This is a genomic window from Rhodococcus ruber (assembly GCF_016804345.1).
In the GTDB taxonomy this organism is placed as follows: Bacteria; Actinomycetota; Actinomycetes; order Mycobacteriales; family Mycobacteriaceae; genus Rhodococcus; species Rhodococcus ruber.
The window spans coordinates 1,718,946-1,736,748 of record NZ_CP044211.1 but is presented as its reverse complement, the minus strand read 5'-3'; the positions used below and the strand labels follow the sequence as shown (position 1 = coordinate 1,736,748).

Here is a 17,803-nt window from a genome sequence, read left to right as displayed (position 1 = left end):
GCGAGCGGACCGGATCAGGGATGTTTTCGAACTCTATCCGAGCGACGCGCACTGCGAATCCGTTCCGGTCGCGCCCGCGCCACCCGGAGCAGGAGGGCGAAGCGCAGGTCGGCCGGCCGGTCGAACGCGTCGTCGAGCGTCGACTGCAGCTTTCCGAGCGCGCCGAACCGGACCTCCGAAAGCCGGACGAGGTCGGTGTCGTCCTCGGCGTAGAGAAACACCGGTGAAGCAGGCTGGACCGCAAGCCCCAGACTGTGGGCGCAAATCCACACGCTCTCGGCTGCCATCCCCGCACGGACGTAGTCGGCGGGCCGTGGACCCGCCGCGAAGACCGCCACGAGTGCCGAACTGCTCCGCACCCGCATTCCGGTCAGCCGCCCCAGCCCGTGCCCCAGGTCCCACTCCCCGAGTTGATCGAGCACATCGTTTCGAAGCGCCAGGTCGAGCATCGTGCGCTCCGCGTCGTCCATCCCGAGTGTCCGGACGTCGATGCCGCTGTCGATATCCTCCGAATCCGGCCACCGTAGTTCCGAGAGCATCTCGCGTCGCAGAACGGGAGTCAGGTAGCGGATCCTGTCCGATTCTGCGAGCAGCTCCGCGGCCTCGGCGAGGCGATCGGCGCCCGTGACGATCCTGATCCGGCCCCCCTCCTGTTCGGCTGCCTGGTGGAGGGCAGCCGTCTCGGCGTCGGAAAGTGGCGATCCGTCGCCGGGTTGCCGATTGGTTCCGCGGGCGAGCATCGGCTCGTACTGGGCGGCCAGGACCGAGTCCGTTCCGTCGGAGAACTGCATCGTCGCGATCACCTTGCGCGCAGGCCCGCCGACGTCCCGCTCGAGCACCCGGACCGGACCGAGTATCCGGTGTGCCGCGGCAGCGATGCGCGCGTTCTGCAGGGCCGCGCCGAGCGCGACGTAGCTGCCTCGGGCGTGGATGTCGATCGCGGTCGGCACGAAGTCGTCCGCGATGCCGATCTCGAGGGTTCCGCCGCCGGCCGTGACGGACCACGGCTGGCTGTTGCCGCCCGAGGGGGCTCTGCTCGCGGCGTGCAGTACCCGGTCGATCGGATCGTCCGATTCCGGGGGCGGGGGTGCATCCGCATCCGGCCGGTTTCCGGGATCCGCCGGGAGGGTCAGGGCGTCGAGGCAGGCTTCGACGTCCACACGGCCGCGTCCCGAGTTCAGCGGTTGCCCGAGCCCCAGCCGTCGCACGACCGCGGCGACCGTCGCGCCGCCGAGCATCACCTCGCTGCCCAGTTGAGGCCAGGTGGCCAGCGTCTGCTCCACCTCCAGGAGGGAAGCGGCCATCCGGGCCGAGATCCGCTCCGGTCCGAGCAGGCGCAGCGCGTACGGAATCTTCTCCCGGCCCGACAGCGCGGCGAGCCGCTCCGGGTCGATCTCTCCCAGCAGACCGTGGAACGGCCGCCCCTGCTGCAGATCGAAGCGTTCGACGTCGATCAGTCCCCGGTCACTCGTCTCCATCACCAGCGGTACCGCCCGCCGGGCCGCTTCCGCACGCAACGCGACCTTCACGTCCAGCGAGTCGCACTCGTCCACCACGATGTCGAGTCCGTCCACGAACTCGCTGATCGTTTCCGGCCCCACTCCCTCGGGCCACACCGACAGGGGCAGGTACGGATCCAGTTCCGCGAGTCGTCGCGCGGCCACGACCGCTTTGTTCGTGCCCAGATCGACGAGGGAAGCCGGCAGCCGATTGAGATTCGACAACTCGATCGGATCGAAGTCTGCGAGTCGCAGTTCTCCGCACACTCCGTCGAGCACCAGCGCCTGCGCAACCGAGAAGCCGACACTCAAACCGACGATTCCGACCGTCACTTCCTGCAGCCGATCCTGTTCGGCCGACGTCACCTTGTTCCGGTTACGATCCAGCCGTAACCGCCGGAACGAGTTCGGGCCGAGTACGCGGACGACGGTCCGATGCCAGGGGTAATGGACCCACCGCGCCGGCTCGTCGAGCAGGTCGCTCTCCGGCCGCGGGAGCACCTCGCGCAGTCCTCTCACCTGATCGGCGAGACGGTCGACGACGACGAGCCCGGGTTCGGAGCGGAGACGTCGAAGCTCCTCCATGTCCTGCGGCCGGTCCTCCGCAAACACAGAGGGCGTCCATCCGGTCTCGCCGTCGGCGTTCACATCGGCTCCCCGTCGAAGCGGATCCCACCCACTTCTCGTCGGAGTTCGTCGCCGAACGGATCGGTGCGCAGACGGTCCCACCACATGAGCCGGGTCCGATAGCGGGCGTCCGGGTACGGGGTGGCCGGCATGCTCGGGTCGACCACACCCCCGCAGGTCTTCCACAGATCCAGCAGGTTGTCGGCGGCGGTGGCCATCATGTATCGCGAGTCGAGCAGGCCCATGAACTTCGCGCCCATGCGCGCCACGGCAAGCGTGAGTTCTCGGCGCTTGGGCGCATCCTCGGACACCCACGCCGCCTTGGCTTCGATCAGACCGAATGGGATTCGGCTCTCGATCATGCGGCGGAGATGGTCGACGTGCTCCGGCGCGCTCCATTCGGTCAAGGCGTGGGACTCGTCCGCGTTCTGGTAAGGCCCCTGGGCCCGCACCCCGCCCACGACGACCCCCCTTCGATCGAGTCCCGCGCAGAATATTGCCGTGCTCTCCCCGCTTCGCACAGTTTCGTACTCCAGTGCGGATTCGACGCCGAATCGACGATAAGCGCCCAACGCCCGGGCAATGTATTCGTTCCACAGATCCGGCGCCGCACTCGGTGCGGCTGCGACGAACGAATATCCGGAGGCCTGATCCCGGTAGGTCGAGACTCGCTCCCGCACCGAGTGCGATGCGGCGCGCACTGCTCGATCCACGGTCGGCCTCCCGACTTTGCGGGAGACCCCGGTCGGAGTCACCCGGCGGACCACATCGGATCCTCGCGCTCCTCGCGGTCGAAATCCCCGACCCGGGACGGTGCGGATCGTATATGTGGCTGTATGGATCGAGTATGCAGTATCCGGGTGCTCCCCACAGTGTTCACGCCGAAGAACGGTGTTCGAAGCACACAACAGCGTTCAAGCCAGAGATATGTAGAGTTCCGTCAGTCCCGACGGTCCGATGACTGCCACCTCCTCCCGGTGTGCCCGCTCGATCAGCCCCTCCTTCTCGGCGATCTCCACCTGGTGCCACACGTCGTCGACGGGATCGGAGTGCTCTCCGTCCGGCACGAAGCGGGCGAAGTACCCGGCGGGGACCCGTACCAGCGAGTCCCCGATCGTCAGCTCGCTCAGGCCCTCGCAACGACTGCCGATTACCGCATTCCATCCGACCTCGGGATGGCAGATGTAGACCACGAGCACCTCGCCGACGCCGCGCGCGCGGATGCGATCCTCCGTGAAGGCCAGCAGTTCGGACTGCTGGCCGGTCGATCCCGGTTCGAGTCCCGGCAGAACGAGGCCGCCCACATAGTGGTCGTGCAGTTTGGTGAGTTCGAAACTCATTGCACACCAGCCTTTTCCGAGGTCACGATCGACACGTACATGTCGATGCGGTACGCGTGCGGATAGAACTCGAAATCACCGGTGAAGGATCGGACGATCTCGCCGGCCTCCTCGGCCGCACGGATCTGGTCCCACAGATCGATGAAGACGCCGGGGAAAGTACCGGTCGAGGAGAACTTCGCGTACGTCCCGGCCGGCAGGCAGGCAACTATGTGCCCCTCCGTCACCTGGTCCAGCGACTCGCACTGATACCCGACCGTCTGGGTGTAGTAGGAGTCGATGTCGACCGCGTGATCGGTATAGGCGGAGGCCAGCGGACCGCCGAGCTCCTGCTTCAGCACCGCCGACCAAGCCCGGTCGAGCGCGCGGTCGCGAACCTTGCCGAGAGCCCGGCGCGGGCTGCGCACGGGCAGACCGGCGACGAGAGTCCGTTCGCGCTGAACGATCTGAAACGACATCGGGAGACCTCCCCAGGACCTCACAGTACGCCTCGCCCCCGGCGTGCCCGACCCACGAGCGGGGGAGTGAATAGTCCCGAGTCTAGGTGTGTCTACCGATCGGCGCCAAACAGCCGCCAAAACAATATTGAGGTTTGTTTAAGGCTATCGTTCGATCTCTCAGTATGGTTATCTAGTTGAGTCGGACCCGATGTTGCAAAATCTCGCAAGCGCGGTCCCCGGCCGACTGCCCGAGGGGTGTGATCAATGAAGTGCCGACTGTGCGAATCGGAGCGGCTCCTCAGCGTGCTCGATCTCGGTGCCACGCCACCGTGCGAACGCTTCCTGGCCGCGGACGAACTCGACCTGCCCGAAACCACCTATCCCCTGCATCTGCGGTTGTGTGAGGACTGCCTGCTGCTGCAGATCCCGGCGCTGATCACCCCCGAGGACACCTTCACCGAATACGCCTACTACTCGTCGTTCTCCGACTCGTGGGTCGACCACGCCCGGCAGTTCGTCGAAACCGCCGTCCGCAACCTGCAACTCGGACCGGACTCCTCGATCGTGGAGGTCGCCAGCAACGACGGCTACCTGTTGCGGCACGCAGTCGCCGCCGGCATCCCGTGTCTGGGCATCGAACCGTCGGTGAACGTCGGCGCCGCGGCGCGCGCGATCGGTGTCCCCACCGTCACCGCGTTCCTCGACGAAGGACTCGCCGAGGACATTCGCGAGGAGTACGGGCCCGCCGATCTGGTCGTGGCCAACAACGTCTACGCCCACATCCCGGACCTGCTCGGGTTCACCCGTTCGTTGCGCACCCTCGTCGCCGACGACGGCTGGATCTCCATCGAGGTGCACCACGCGCTGAACCTGGTGCGCGAAGCACAGTTCGACACCGTCTACCACGAGCACTTCCAGTACTACACCGTGCTGTCGGCGATGCGGGCGCTGGCCACCGGCGGTCTGTCGGTCGTCGACGTCGAACTGCTCGGCACTCACGGCGGATCGATCCGGCTCTGGGCCCGACCGGACGAGGCCTCGAGCTCTCCTGGAGCACGGGTCGAAGCCGTGCTCGAGGAGGAGCGACGGGCCGGTCTGCACACGACGGCGGGTTACCGCGAACTCGAAGCCCGCGCCCGTTCCGTCCGCCGAACCCTGCTGCGATTCCTCCTCGACTGCCACGACCAGGGCCTGTCCGTCGTCGGCTACGGCGCCCCGGGCAAGGGAAACACCTTGCTCAACTACTGCGGAATCCGGCCGGACCTGATGGCCTACACCGTCGACCGCAATCCGTACAAGCACGGGCGTTACACACCCGGCGCCCGGATCCCGATCCTCCCGCCGGAACAGATCGAGAAGGACCGGCCCGACGTGGTCGTCGCCCTGCCGTGGAACCTGGCGGCGGAACTGACGACCCAATTGCAGTACATCTCCGCCTGGGGCGGCCGGCTCGTATTCCCGCTGCCCGAACTGCACACCACCATCGGCCCTGCCGATTTCGTCAGGAGGATCACGGTATGAAAGTCGTCCTGTTCTGCGGCGGCTACGGCATGCGCATGCGCAACGACCGTACCGACGAGATTCCCAAGCCCATGCAGATGGTGGGCCCACGGCCCTTGCTCTGGCACATCATGAAGTACTACGCCCACTACGGCCACACCGAGTTCATCCTGTGCCTCGGCTACGGAGCGGCCAAGATCAAGGACTTCTTCCTCGACTACCACGAAGAACAGTCCAACGACTTCGTCCTCCACGACAACCGGGTCGAGTTGCTCAACACCGACATCAGCGACTGGTCGATCACGTTCGTCGACACCGGCCTCGAATCCGCGATCGGCGAGCGCCTGCGCCGCGTGCGTGACCACCTGGACGGGGACCGGTACTTCCTCGCCAACTATGCGGACGTCCTGACCGACGCTCCCCTCGACGTGATGATCGAGCGCTACCACCGGTCCGGCGCGACGGCGTCGATGCTCGTCGTCCCCCCACAGTCGTCGTTCCACTGCGTCGATGTCGCCGAGAACGGTGAGATCAAGGAGATCGTCCCGGTCAGCCGCTTCCCGATCTGGGAGAACGGCGGGTACTTCGTGCTCAGTCAGGAGATCTTCGATCTGCTCCCACCCGGCGGCGACCTCGTCGCCGACGTCTGCGGCACCCTCGCCGGGCAGGGCCGGCTGTACGGCTACCGGCACGACGGGTTCTGGAAACCGGCCGACACGTTCAAGGAACGCGCCGAGCTGGACGACAACTACGCCCGCGGCATCCATCCGTGGACCGTGTGGGAGACCGCCCGTGCGACGGTGACGTCGTGATCGAACTGCACGCCCGCGACATCGGGGAGGTCGCGGTGCTCGGAGCCCACTGCGACGACATCGCGATCGGCATCGGCGGCACACTGCTCACCCTGACCGGCCGGGCGACACAACCCCTGCGGGTACGCGCCTTCGTCCTGTCGGGTGAAGACTCGCGACGCGAGATCGAGGAACGCCACGCGCTTGCGGCACTGTGCCCCGGGGCGGACGTCGAACTCACGGTCCTCGACGTTCCGGACGGCCGCGCCCCCGCGTACTGGGACGCGATCAAGACCGCCCTCGAATCCTTCCGGCACACCTGCGAACCCGACGTGGTGTTCGCACCGCAGCGCGGTGACGCACATCAGGACCACCGGTTGCTCGCCGAACTCGTCCCCACCGTCTTCCGCGACCACCTCGTGCTCGGATACGAGATTCTCAAGTGGGAGGCCGACACCCCCCACCCGGTGCTCTACCACCCCCTGACCCGCAAGGTGGCCGAGGAGAAGGTCCGGATCCTGCTCAAGCACTACCCCTCTCAGCTCGACCACGACTGGTTCGACGAACAGGCCTTCCTCGGTCTGTCGCGGCTGCGCGGCGTGCAGTGCCGTCGCCCGCACGCTGAGGCGTTCGTAGTCGAGAAGGCCACAGTCCACTTCTGAAAGGCATGCCATGCGCGTCCTCGTCACCGGGCATCAGGGATACCTGGGCTCCGTCATGGTCCCGGTTCTTCGGGCCCACGGTCACATCGTGACCGGACTCGATTCCGGCCTCTTCGCGGACTGCGTCCTCGGGCCCGCACCGGAGGAACCGTCCGCGATCCGGATCGATCTCCGTGACGTCACCGCCTCGCACCTCACCGGATTCGACGCGGTGGTCCACCTTGCCGCCTTGTCCAACGATCCCCTCGGAGCGCTCGAGCCGGACATCACGTATGCGATCAATCATCAGGCGTCCGTACGGCTCGCACGCTGCGCCAAGGCAGCCGGGGTGCGGCGGTTCCTCTATGCCTCCACCTGCTCCGTCTACGGCGCGGCCGGCGAGGACGCAGTCGACGAGAACGCGCCCCTGCGTCCGCTGACGCCGTATGCGGAGAGCAAGGTGCGGGTCGAGGACGACGTGACCGCCCTCGCCGACTCCGGTTTCTCGCCGGTCTTCCTCCGCAACGCCACCGCGTTCGGATTCTCCCCGCGCCTGCGCGCCGACATCGTCCTGAACAACCTCGTCGGCACCGCGGTGCTGACCGGCCAGGTGCGTGTGCTCTCCGACGGCACGCCGTGGCGGCCGCTGGTACACGCGCAGGACATCGCCGAGGCGTTCGCGCACGCGCTGGTCGCGCCGATCGACCGGATCCACTGCGCCGCGTTCAACGTGGGCATGGAGGCCAACAATGTGACCGTCGCCCAGATCGCTCAGACCGTCGCCGACATCGTCCAGGGCGCGGAGGTCGTGATCACCGGCGAGACCGGTGCCGACCCGCGCTCGTACCGGGTCGATTTCAGCGCGATCCGCAAGGCGTTCGACGACTATCTGCCGCAGTGGACCGTGGCCGACGGGGCAGCCGAACTGTATGCCCGCTACCTCCAGTACGGGTTGACGCGCGAGGGCTTCTCGAACCGGTTCGTCCGGCTCGCCCACCTGAAGCGTCTCCAGGAGGCCGGGGTGCTCGACAGCACGATGCGCTTCGAGCACTCCGGCGCCGGGCGGCGGTGAGGATGCCGGCGTCCGGGCAGTCAGAGGCCGGCCGCCAGGGCGGACCACGGCCCCGCTGCCGCATCCCGGGCGCTGAGCACCGTCACCGGGAGGGGCCATCCGATCGCGAGGTCGGCGTCGTCGTACCGGACCGCCAGATCCTCCGCCGGGTCGTGCGGCCGGTCGATGCGGTAGCACACGTCCGCCACCTCGGTGAGGGCCTGAAACCCGTGCAGAAAGCCTGGCGGCACATAGAGATGGGCGAACTCCACGTCGTCCAGGAGGAAGGCGCTGTGGCGGCCGAACGTGTGCGAACTTCGCCGGATATCGACCAGCACATCGTGGATCGCGCCGTGCGCGCACCGCACGAGCTTGGCCTCGCCCCGTCCGGACCGTCCGTGCATACCGCGTACAACGCCGCGTTTCGAACGCGACTGCGAGTCCTGGACGAAATCGGCGGCGCGCACTCCGCTCGCGCCGAGGTGGTCGTCGAACACCTGGGCGTCGAATGTGCGGGTGAACAGTCCCCGATCGTCCCGGAACGGCTCCGGGCGCAGGACGACCACATCCGCCAGTTCCGTCGTTTCCACCCGCATCGGCCCATCGTCGCGCATCGACGCCGACCGCGTGGCCGAACCGTGCACCGTTGCGGCGGAAGGAGAGCGCTGTGAGCACCTGCCGAGGATGCGGGAGCCCGGACGTCGAGCGCGTCGTCGACCTCGGCCCGATGCCCGCAGCGGACTGCTTCCCTGCCGTCGACACTCCCGTCACGGCCGACGAGACAGCGCACCCGCTCGCGATGAACCTGTGCCGCGACTGTGGGCTCGCACAGCTCGCCGAGGACGACTCGGTGCCCGACGAGCCTCGTGGAGTCGAACCGCAGGCGCTGCGCGACCAGGCCGCCGCCGCCGTACGTGCTGCGGCCTCGGAAGGTCTCCTCGTCGGCCGGACGGTAGCCGAGTTCGGCAGCCCGCACGGCGGTACCTGGCTTCCGTTGCTCACCGAACACGGCTTCCGGGTAGCTGCGGCGGGCGCCGCGGCCTCGGTGGTGCTCGACTCGTTCGGCATCATGCACGCTCCCGACCAGCGCGCGGCGTTTCGCGAGCGCGCATCGGCTGTCGCCCCCGGCGGCGTGCTGCTGCTGCAGTTCCATTCGTTGGCCACGATCGTCTCGGGGGGCCAGTGGACGGCACTCCGGCACGGGCACTATGCGTACTACTCACTGACCGCACTGCGCGCGCTGCTAGCCGAGGTGGGTCTGTACGTTGTGTATGCCCGCGAGTTCGAACTGTACGGCGGCACCGTGCTGGTCGCGGCACGGCGGACGCCGCGTGCCGTGCCGGCGGCGGAGACCCGGAACATCCTCGAGAAGGAGACGGCGATCGGTGTCACGGACGTGTCGTCGGTACGCCGGTTGCAGAGGGCAGCGGACACGCAGTCCCGCGCGCTGCGCGCCTGGCTCGAATCGTCGGCACGCCGACGGCGACGGATCTTCGCCTACGGGGCTGCGTCCCGGGCGGTAGCGCTCTTCGCACGCGCCGGGCTTGATCGGCGCCTCGTCACCGCTGTGGCAGATGCCTCACCGGCCAAGCAGGGCCGGCGCATGCCGGGAACCGACGTGCCGATCGTCGCGCCGGAGGAAATGATGATGGCGGAGCCCGACCGGGTTCTGCTCACCTTGCCGGATCTACTTCCCGAGGTGCGCGAGCGTTATCGGGAACTGGAGGGCCGCTGGGTACCGCTCGACGGGTACGCACAGGCGTTTCAGCAAGGAGGATTTATCAACGCACGCGCGTAACCGGCGGTCTGATACAGATACTGCCATGCCCATTCCCCAGGGGAGAGCCCGTCCGGACTGGCGATCATCAGTACATCGCCGGCGAAACAGCGCCGGATGATGAATCCCGCACGTGAAAGATGCGGCAGGAACGTGATCACGATGATCTTCCGCCAATGCTCCCGAGCGGCCAGGTCACGAATCGCTCGCGCTTCCCCGGATGTCGTCGGAGGACGGGGTGCGAAGCAGGTCACCGTCGGAATCGACGGCTCCGCACACAGACCCGTGAGCCGATCGTCCTCACCGCCGCTGGGATCCGACAGCGCGACGTGTGCCGCGAGACCCCTGTTCGCGAGCTCGATCCCGTAGGCGTAGCGCTCCTCTCCCGGGCCACCCAGCACAACGATTGCGTCTGCCGGGAGGAGGTGATCCTGAGCGGGTGCTACGTACAGGGGGATGCCTCCGGCGACCACCACCAGGAGCACGAAGACGACGAACGACAACCGCCGTCCGATCCGGATCCGTCTCGCCCGAGCGCTCGTCACGCTCTCGTGCATGTCCGTCCCCGGAGACGAGCGATCAGCGACACCCCCGCCGCCCGGATCTCGGCGAAATCTGCCGGGGCGACCAACCTCGTGACGAGGAGATACCCGAGACCGAAGACCAGAACCTCGAGGACGAGCCGGCCGATACCTGCGACGAGCGACAGTTCGTCGGGACTCCCTCCCGATCGTTCGAAGTACATGACGGCGAAGAACATCGGGACGGACGCCGCGACAGGCGACCACATTACCCGCAGCATGTCGCGTCCGGTCACCCCTACTACCGAGCGCGTCACGGCGAGTCCCGTGACCCCGACGACAACTGCCGTTCCGGAGACAGCCAGCCCTACTCCGGACAGCCCGAGCGGAAGAAGCAGGAGGAGCAACGGGATGCCGGAGAGTATCCCCGCCCCCGTCATCCAGTTCATCCGCACGGATCGCCCGGCACCCTTGAGGGACTCCGCACTGACCGAGGTCATCGCCACTCCGATGCCTATACCGGCCATCGACGCCAATGCGACGCCGGCGCCGCGCCAAGGTTCACCGAGCAACAACACGACAGCTGACTCGCCCAGCGCAGCTGTCAATGCCGCCACCGGCACTGTCACCCGCCATATCCATCGGAGAGACCGCAGGAATGCCGCCCGGAACCGTTCGACGTCCGAGGCGATCCTGGAGAAGGCCGGAAACAGGACATACGAGCACACCTGGACGATCGCCATGGACGGGATCAAGGCGATTCGACGTCCGTAGCGGTAGTTGCCCAGAGCCGCTTCGTCGAGACCTCGACCGATGATGGTCAGCTCGACGGCTTCCTGCGCACGTGCAGCCATACCGTCCAGCAGGAGGGGGAAGGAGAACACGGCGAGCTCGCGCCACAGCCGTACCGAGAAGTGTCCGCGGAACGGATTACAGTGCGAGAGCGACCAGCTCGCTGCAATCCATACGGCCAACGATGCGTACGAACCTATCGCAAGCGCCCACACCCCCAGCCCCTGGGCTGCGCATGCAATCGAGACCACCGCGTAGGTCAGGCCGACTGCCGGATCGACGACGACCCGGCGACTGAACTGGAACCGTCGCTGCATGACGGCATCGGGCACACTCGTCGCAGCCGTCAACAGCACCGACCCGGACATCACCGCTGCCACTGTCGCCACTTCGTCGCTGTGGAACAACCACCCGATCATCGGTGCAGCTGTCAGGACCCCGACTGCCATGAGGGATCCCGTCGCGAGGGTCACCCAGAACACGGTGGTGACGGCGTCGTCGACCTCGTTCTCGCGTTGGATCAGCGCCTGGGCCAAGGTCCCATGGGTGAATACCACGAGGAATGTCGTCAGTACCGTTGCCGCCGCGAACACACCCACGATTTCCGGGGTGAGCAGACGTGCAAGGACCAGAGTCTGCACGAAGGTGATTCCCTGGACGAGGACGAGCCCCGCCGCAGCCATTGCCGCTCCACGCCGCAAGCGTCCCGCGAGCGGTCCGACAGGAGGGGCCTCGGCGGACTCCGGGCGTTCCGTAGGCTTCGACATGGTCACCCGGATCCCCGGACGGGGCGGACGATCCGGGCACCCGCGACGCCGTATCGCCGCACAGTGCCCGAGAGGTGCTGCTTGAGGGGATGGACGCGCCGAAGCACGCCCGGCGCGACAGCCAGTGCCGAGACCACAGTGGCAGCTCGGAGACTCGGCTTCTGGCCGAACGCGGTGCGCGCGGCGCGGCGAGCCGAGCGCACGTCTCCCTCGAGCAATGCCCACCGAGCCCGGCGGAGGGACTGGTGGTACCGCAAGCGCCGCAACGTCGGGTCCACGGCACGACGTTGGACCGGCCCCCCGGCTAGAGACAGGAACGTCGCCTGCAGTCGCTCGTCGAAGGCTTCCACCCGGGACGGATCGCGCGAGGACGAGTCCGCTCGCACCCGGCACCGCGCCAATCGGTCGTCGAGCAACCGCACGTCCCAGCCTGCGGCCGTGATGCGCAACCACAGCAGGACGTCCTCCTCGACACCGGCGGGGGCCGTGTAGCCGCCGACAGCATTCCACACGTCGCGCCGGACAGCGCCGCTGTAGTAGGGCACGATCCCTCCGAGCACATCCGAAAACGTCAGTGGCACATCCACGTGACGTTTCCGGTTGCGGTAACTGATACTTCTCAGGTACCCGCGTTCGGTGCCGTCGCCGAAACCGAACAGCGTCGCGTCGCAGCCGACCGCGGCGACGTGTGGTTCCGCCTCGAAGACGGCCCCCACGCGTTCGCAGAAGTCGGGCCGCAGCAGGTCGTCGCTGTCGAGCACTGTGAGCACACGGCCGCGGGCCGTCCCTGCAGCCGCCGTGACTCCGCCGCCGTAACCCCGATTGGCCTGTCGGATCAATCCGATCCGGTGGTCGTCGGCGTATGTGCCGACAATCCGCGCGATGTCGTCCGAGTACCCGTTGTCGACCACGATCAACTCCCAGTCGCCACGGGTCTGGGACAGGACGGACTCGATCGCCTCGGGAAGATACTGCTCGGTACGGTACGCGGTCGTGAGGATACTGAAGAACGGCTCTGGGGACTCGGCGCCCACGGCTACCAGCCCGTTCCCACGTAGCCTCCACGTCGCCGCCGGTCCTCGGCGTGAGGCAGGCGGACCAGGTCCACGATCACATGGTCGGCGCCGGCTCGGTCGAGAGCAGCGACCGCCCGTTCGTCACGAGAACCCGCGATGAGTACCTCACCGTGCGACAGGACCTCGTCGGGATCGTCGGTCAGTGCAGACCCGATGTGCGGCAGGCGATGGTCGAGGAATGCCTGATTGGATCCCGTCAACCGCGACAGTGCCACGTCGGCGTCGTAGATCTTGAGATCGAATCCCTTGCCGATCAACCGTTCGGCGAGCTCCACCATCGGGCTCTCCCTTAGGTCGTCCGTGCCCTGCTTGAACGACAGCCCGAACAGCCCGATCCGGTGTCGATCGAGCGACAGCACCAGGTCGACGACGCGGCGGAGGTGGACTTCGTTCGAGGTCAACACATTCGAGAGCACAGGCACCTCGACGTCGTGTCGGCGCGCAGTATGGACGAGAGCTCGTACGTCCTTGGGCAGGCAGGAACCACCGAACGCGAAACCGGGCATGAGATACGCGGGGCTGATGTTGAGCTTCGTGTCCGACACGAAGATCTCCATCACGGCGTGCGAGTCGAGTCCCAGCGCTCCGCAGATCGCACCGATCTCGTTACCGAAGTCCACCTTCAGCGCGTGGAAGCTGTTGTCCACGTACTTGACCATCTCGGCCACGGCCGGCCGAACTCTGAATCGGGATCCCCCGAAATCTTCGTAGAGTGCCATGACCTGCATCCCACTCCGGGGATCGCTCTCGCCCACGACAGTCTTGGGCGGATCGAAGAAGTCCTCGACGCTACTCCCCTCACGGAGGAACTCCGGATTCACGCACACGCCGAAATCGATGCCGGCACGCTTTCCTCCCGACGCCGCCTCGAGACGAGGCACGAGCAGGCTTTCACAAGTGCCGGGAACCATCGTGCTGCGATAGACCACCACATGCCAGGAGTCCTTCGCCGCCAACCCCGACCCGATGATGTCGGTGACCCGTTCGAGGTACTCGGTGGACAGGCCACCACCGGCCCCGGAGGGGGTACCGACGCAGACTATGGACATATCGGTCTCGCACACGGCGCGGACGGGGTCGTCGCTCACGGTCAGCCGCCCGCTCGCTACAGCTTCGGCGGTGATGTCGGCGATCCGTCGTTCGACCACCGGCGCCTCACCGCGAGAAAGACATCGGAGCTTCCTGGGATCGACGTCCAGACCGACGACCGAGTGACCCCGGCTCGCGAGGCATGCTGCGGAGACACATCCGACGTACCCGAGACCGAAGACGCTGAGCTTCGAGCGCGTCGCGTCTATCCGATGATCCAACTTGACTGATTCCACGTTTTCACCGCCCAGATCAGACCGTTAACCTCGCAATCGAGCATATAACAGACTTGAGGTTGGTTTAAGTCCTTACGCGATCCATCTCGAAGGCAACCCGATGTGGACCGTCCAGGTCGATCCACTCCACTTGCACCCGGCCTTCCTCGACGTCGACGCGAAGATCGGCTATCGACCGAGCAGGCACCACCGCATGCGGTCCGGGTGCACGGGACTCAGGAAACGGAAGGAGCACCGTGGCGCACACAAAGGGCAGATCGGCATGGCAGCGGACGCTCGGCGCCCACGCGGGCACGCGGTGCTCGAGCTCACGCGACCACCAACCGAGCGCGCTGTCGTCGTCCCCGCGAACGGCCTCCGTCGTCACGACCCCGCCGCTGACCGCATATGCGAGTTCCAGCACCGGTACGCCGCGCCGCCGAGCCCGGTGGCCGGCACCGGCGGGCTCGACCTCGAGATCGGGGGCCATCGGCCAGGACACATGCACGTCGTGTCGGCCGCGGCCGGTGAACAGGTCCAACACGAGCACCGACTTCAGCGTCGGTGGTGCCATCACACGGCGACGGTGGACAACAGGCGCCGGAAGTCTTCGGTAGCCGTCGTGTTCGGCGTCGACGATGCCACCGAGAAGATCGATCTCACGAACCCGGACCTGCGCATGCCGCATCCACAGGAAGGGACCGCCGCGTACGGACTGGTCGAGCCCGTCCACACACGCCGTCGCATGAGCGCGCGTACTCCTGTGGGCCTCGCGCCATTCCGGATTCCGGTAGTAGCTCCCCGTCCCCGGGTCCCCGATCAGCGACTCCCCGGCGAAGTTCAGACTCATCGCCAACGCATCCGAGTGGCCGTGCGCGGCAATCGAGAGGTATCCGAGTGCCCCCACATCCATGAGAATCGTCCGTGGGCCGGACCGCAGCACTGCCATACCCCCGTCCGGCGCGAAGGCGGAACCCGCTGCCGTCGTTCGCAGGGTGATCTGCTCCCGGACCTTCACAGGACGCGCTGACGACAACCACGCCGCCGTCAGCGACTCCGGAGATTCCACCGCGCCGGCCGGCCTGTCAGCCAAGAAAGCATCCACGATTCCGAGATGTTCTCTGACCGTTCGGCGTGGTTCCGGACCGAGCCGTACCGCGAATCCCTGGTCGTCGTCGCCGTAGTGCGGCTCCGGGTCACACTCACCGATCACTGCCTCGAGATACTCCCTGCTGCGGAAGATTGCGGCAGTCAGGCGGTCCGGCGCGTGACCGTATCTGCGAAACAGCACAGCAGCGACGACGGTCAGCAACTCCACGACGAAGACCTGATAACCCAGTGCCTGCTCGGCACCCGCGCCGTCCGGCAGAATCTGCCGGTCAGCTTCCACGGCCAGTGCCGCGACCGCGTCCGCCTCCCACCGCGCGGCATGGCGCAGCTCCGGTAGGAGCAGAGCTACGATCGCCGGCCCTGCCAGTTCTCCCACAAGATGGTTGTTGGCCGAACTGAACCGCGAACGATCCTGCAGACAGCGTTCCGCACCGGCCGCAAGCATCCGTACGGCCCGGGCGAATCGCGCCTCCGTCAATGCCTGGGCGTCACGCAGTCCGTCTAGAGTCAGTGCGACCGAGATCGAGCGGATACCCGCCTCGAACGCACCGCGCCATGCGATACCCCACCCCGGTGGATTCCGGGCTATCCAGGAATCGAGCTGGGACAACGCAACAGTAGCGAAACGCTCTTCGCCGGTGAACATCCGAGCCGATGCCAGCCACGGAAGGTGCTGCAGCCGGTTCAGTTCCCAGATCCACTTCGGGTCACCCGGTCCCCTTCGGTGATCGATCCGGTGAGCTGGTTTCGACGGCCACTGCACACCTCGAAGCGGATCGGACCACCAGTCGATCGGGGTGTCCAGCCGGACCTCCGGATCGGCGAAGAACTCGAATCGATTTTCACATGTCCGCTCTGCAGCCCGGATCAGCGCCTCGACTTGGAGAGGGAGCCGATCCGCGATCTCCTCGGCTCGGGTCTTCCCGAACAGCAACGCCCCCCCTGCCCCTTCGCGGAATGCCGACAGGGCATCACTCCAGGTTCGGTTACCGGATCCGAGCAGTTCGGAATCCGTGGGGACTCCGTACCTGCCGCCGGACCGATAAGTACGTCCGACGCCACGCAGGCGCCAGACCACCTCCGGGGCACTCATCGAACCCAATCTGTGTGCATACCAACCGAGGTTCATCATGTCTCCGCTCGAAATCAGTCTGCGCCGGACGGATGACAACCGCCATCCCCCGTGGAAGTCTGAACATGTGATCGGTTCGACCATGTGGCAACGCCGCGTACAGCGTTCGTGTGTGACCCTCGCCGTCGCCCTTCTGGCATCGGTCGCGGGATGCAGTACATCCGACGGCGTCCCGCCGCCCGTGCCGTCCGACGCAGGCCTCCTCACGTTCCCCAGAACAGCCACGTACTTCCTGTTCCAGCACGATCTGCCGACCGCGCAAGAACTCGCCCAGTACGACGTCGTCGTCATCGACAACGAGTGGGGCCACCGAATGCCGCGGGACTTCTTCGACGACGTCCGGGCAGCAAACCCGCGAACGCGCCTCCTCGCCTATGTCAACTTGATCGACCATCCCGACCGGCTCGGTTCCGAGGAGTACTGGCGCAATCGATATCGTCTCTGGCAGTTCGATTCTCACGGAGAGAGCCAGTTCCCCGACGAGTGGCTGGCGAAGCGCGCGGACGGCACGGTGGTCAGCGAATGGCCCGACACGTCGATGTCGAACCTCACCGACCAGGGACCGAGAGTGGACGGATTGTCCTTCGGCAGATACGCGGCCGACTGGGTGGTCGACACGGTGTGGTCGCAGGGGGTCTGGGACGGCATCTTCCTGGACGTGTGGGGCGACCGAATCTACAGCGCCGATTCCGACCGATGGGATATCGACCGGAACGGCACGGATGAGGCCGACGCGCAGATCTACGGCGAGGACATGCCGTGGGGCAGGGGAATCGAAGAGGCCGAACGCATCATGCGCGACCGCATGCCCACTGCCCTGCTCGTCGCCAACGGAGACAGAACCCTGCGCGATCGACAACTCGACGGGCGGGCATGGGAGAACTTCGCCGACCCTCGTGCCGAGCGTGATCCCCGCTTCGACATCGAGCAGTACATTCGTCTCACCGCGCGGGGCGATCATCGGGAACCGGGACTGGCCATGACCATCAACAAACTCGGTCCTCAACCCAGCTCCGAACGCGAACTCACCCGTGCACGGTTCTTCCTGACAGCCACACTTCTGCAGGACGGCTACTGGGCGCCCATGGGATCCGACTACGGCGAACCCGCATACATCGACGAGATGGACGGCGGTGGGCTCGGCAGCGGATACCTCGGCGACCCGATAGCCCCGAATCCGACGCTCGCACATGTCGAGGCGCAGTATTCCGGAACTGCAGGAATCGGGATGGTTGCACCGAATGTCTTCCGCCGCGACTTCGACCACGGCATCGTGCTCGTCAACAGCAGCGACGAGCCGGCGACCGTAGCGCTGGGCGGGACGTTCCGGCACCTGACCGGCACCGCCGACCCGGAAACCAACGACGGAAGCACTACGGATCGTGTGACGATACGTTCGTACAGCGGTGTGGTCCTGTTGCGCAACAGCCAATGA

16 protein-coding genes are annotated in these 17,803 nt (G+C 66.5%); 6 read left to right on the top strand and 10 right to left on the bottom strand.

Annotation, left to right across the window (positions count from 1 at the left end; genetic code table 11):
* Nucleotides 1-14: 14 nt before the first annotated feature.
* The 4 genes from F1734_RS08175 to F1734_RS08160 form a co-directional block, all read right to left on the bottom strand.
* Nucleotides 15-2,147, bottom strand: a complete 2,133-nt coding sequence (locus tag F1734_RS08175; RefSeq protein WP_203011504.1) for an Rv1355c family protein — start codon at nt 2,145-2,147, stop codon at nt 15-17.
* Nucleotides 2,144-2,827: a hypothetical protein gene (locus F1734_RS08170; RefSeq protein WP_040274515.1), complete on the bottom strand. Its 684-nt coding sequence runs from the start codon at nt 2,825-2,827 to the stop codon at nt 2,144-2,146. Before F1734_RS08170 ends, F1734_RS08175 begins: the two co-directional genes overlap by 4 nt.
* A gap of 213 nt (nt 2,828-3,040) precedes the next feature.
* Complete coding sequence (locus tag F1734_RS08165; RefSeq protein ID WP_003935115.1) at nt 3,041-3,466, bottom strand: hypothetical protein; 426 nt, start codon at nt 3,464-3,466, stop codon at nt 3,041-3,043.
* Entirely contained in the window at nt 3,463-3,924 is a 462-nt protein-coding gene (locus tag F1734_RS08160; RefSeq protein WP_040274513.1) for an effector binding domain-containing protein, read from the bottom strand. The genes F1734_RS08165 and F1734_RS08160 overlap by 4 nt, the downstream gene beginning before the upstream one ends.
* Nucleotides 3,925-4,170: 246 nt before the next feature.
* Here F1734_RS08160 and F1734_RS08155 point away from each other — a divergent pair, with 246 nt between their 5' ends.
* The 4 genes from F1734_RS08155 to F1734_RS08140 are packed head-to-tail and all read left to right on the top strand — an operon-like array spanning nt 4,171 to nt 7,910.
* The gene (locus F1734_RS08155) at nt 4,171-5,427 is read left to right on the top strand and encodes a class I SAM-dependent methyltransferase (RefSeq protein ID WP_059174846.1); all 1,257 of its coding nucleotides are present in this window, start codon (nt 4,171-4,173) and stop codon (nt 5,425-5,427) included.
* On the top strand, nt 5,424-6,218 hold the full coding sequence (locus tag F1734_RS08150; RefSeq protein WP_003935118.1) for a glycosyltransferase family protein: 795 nt from the start codon (nt 5,424-5,426) through the stop codon (nt 6,216-6,218). Before F1734_RS08155 ends, F1734_RS08150 begins: the two co-directional genes overlap by 4 nt.
* Nucleotides 6,215-6,859 (top strand): PIG-L deacetylase family protein, encoded by a 645-nt coding sequence (locus F1734_RS08145; RefSeq protein ID WP_003935119.1) that lies wholly within the window; start codon nt 6,215-6,217, stop codon nt 6,857-6,859. The genes F1734_RS08150 and F1734_RS08145 overlap by 4 nt, the downstream gene beginning before the upstream one ends.
* A 10-nt stretch (nt 6,860-6,869) precedes the next feature.
* Nucleotides 6,870-7,910: an NAD-dependent epimerase/dehydratase family protein gene (locus F1734_RS08140; RefSeq protein ID WP_040274511.1), complete on the top strand. Its 1,041-nt coding sequence runs from the start codon at nt 6,870-6,872 to the stop codon at nt 7,908-7,910.
* Between the two features lie 20 nt (nt 7,911-7,930).
* On the opposite strand, the gene rfbC is transcribed toward F1734_RS08140, so the two are convergent.
* A complete protein-coding gene (gene rfbC / locus F1734_RS08135; RefSeq protein WP_003935121.1) occupies nt 7,931-8,485 on the bottom strand; it encodes a dTDP-4-dehydrorhamnose 3,5-epimerase in 555 nt (184 codons plus the stop codon).
* Nucleotides 8,486-8,556: 71 nt separating this feature from the next.
* Here rfbC and F1734_RS08130 point away from each other — a divergent pair, with 71 nt between their 5' ends.
* Nucleotides 8,557-9,687, top strand: a complete 1,131-nt coding sequence (locus F1734_RS08130) for a class I SAM-dependent methyltransferase (protein WP_040274509.1) — start codon at nt 8,557-8,559, stop codon at nt 9,685-9,687.
* On the opposite strand, the gene F1734_RS08125 is transcribed toward F1734_RS08130, so the two are convergent.
* From F1734_RS08125 to F1734_RS08105, 5 genes are all read right to left on the bottom strand, one after another.
* On the bottom strand, nt 9,654-10,223 hold the full coding sequence (locus tag F1734_RS08125) for a YdcF family protein (protein ID WP_082061347.1): 570 nt from the start codon (nt 10,221-10,223) through the stop codon (nt 9,654-9,656). The two genes, F1734_RS08130 and F1734_RS08125, sit on opposite strands and share 34 nt — an antisense overlap.
* Nucleotides 10,208-11,746, bottom strand: coding sequence for an oligosaccharide flippase family protein (locus F1734_RS08120; RefSeq protein ID WP_267966309.1), 1,539 nt, complete (start codon nt 11,744-11,746; stop codon nt 10,208-10,210). Before F1734_RS08120 ends, F1734_RS08125 begins: the two co-directional genes overlap by 16 nt.
* Before the next feature lie 2 nt (nt 11,747-11,748).
* Entirely contained in the window at nt 11,749-12,780 is a 1,032-nt protein-coding gene (locus tag F1734_RS08115; protein WP_040274503.1) for a glycosyltransferase family 2 protein, read from the bottom strand.
* 2 nt (nt 12,781-12,782) lie between these two features.
* The gene (locus F1734_RS08110) at nt 12,783-14,147 is read right to left on the bottom strand and encodes a nucleotide sugar dehydrogenase (RefSeq protein ID WP_230831641.1); all 1,365 of its coding nucleotides are present in this window, start codon (nt 14,145-14,147) and stop codon (nt 12,783-12,785) included.
* 64 nt (nt 14,148-14,211) lie between these two features.
* Nucleotides 14,212-16,329, bottom strand: coding sequence for a heparinase II/III family protein (locus F1734_RS08105; RefSeq protein ID WP_230831639.1), 2,118 nt, complete (start codon nt 16,327-16,329; stop codon nt 14,212-14,214).
* Between the two features lie 37 nt (nt 16,330-16,366).
* Here F1734_RS08105 and F1734_RS08100 point away from each other — a divergent pair, with 37 nt between their 5' ends.
* Entirely contained in the window at nt 16,367-17,803 is a 1,437-nt protein-coding gene (locus F1734_RS08100) for a putative glycoside hydrolase (protein WP_230831638.1), read from the top strand.

What these genes read in the sequence shown, in the direction of transcription:
- F1734_RS08160 (WP_040274513.1), bottom strand. Translation starts at nt 3,924, where the DNA reads ATGTCGTTTCAGATCGTTCAGCGCGAACGGACTCTCGTCGCCGGTCTG.
- rfbC (WP_003935121.1), bottom strand. Translation starts at nt 8,485, where the DNA reads ATGCGGGTGGAAACGACGGAACTGGCGGATGTGGTCGTCCTGCGCCCG.
- F1734_RS08125 (WP_082061347.1), bottom strand. Translation starts at nt 10,223, where the DNA reads ATGCACGAGAGCGTGACGAGCGCTCGGGCGAGACGGATCCGGATCGGA.
- F1734_RS08105 (WP_230831639.1), bottom strand. Translation starts at nt 16,329, where the DNA reads ATGAGTGCCCCGGAGGTGGTCTGGCGCCTGCGTGGCGTCGGACGTACT.
- F1734_RS08155 (WP_059174846.1), top strand. Translation starts at nt 4,171, where the DNA reads ATGAAGTGCCGACTGTGCGAATCGGAGCGGCTCCTCAGCGTGCTCGAT.
- F1734_RS08120 (WP_267966309.1), bottom strand. Translation starts at nt 11,746, where the DNA reads ATGTCGAAGCCTACGGAACGCCCGGAGTCCGCCGAGGCCCCTCCTGTC.
- F1734_RS08140 (WP_040274511.1), top strand. Translation starts at nt 6,870, where the DNA reads ATGCGCGTCCTCGTCACCGGGCATCAGGGATACCTGGGCTCCGTCATG.
- F1734_RS08165 (WP_003935115.1), bottom strand. Translation starts at nt 3,466, where the DNA reads ATGAGTTTCGAACTCACCAAACTGCACGACCACTATGTGGGCGGCCTC.
- F1734_RS08100 (WP_230831638.1), top strand. Translation starts at nt 16,367, where the DNA reads ATGTCTCCGCTCGAAATCAGTCTGCGCCGGACGGATGACAACCGCCAT.
- F1734_RS08150 (WP_003935118.1), top strand. Translation starts at nt 5,424, where the DNA reads ATGAAAGTCGTCCTGTTCTGCGGCGGCTACGGCATGCGCATGCGCAAC.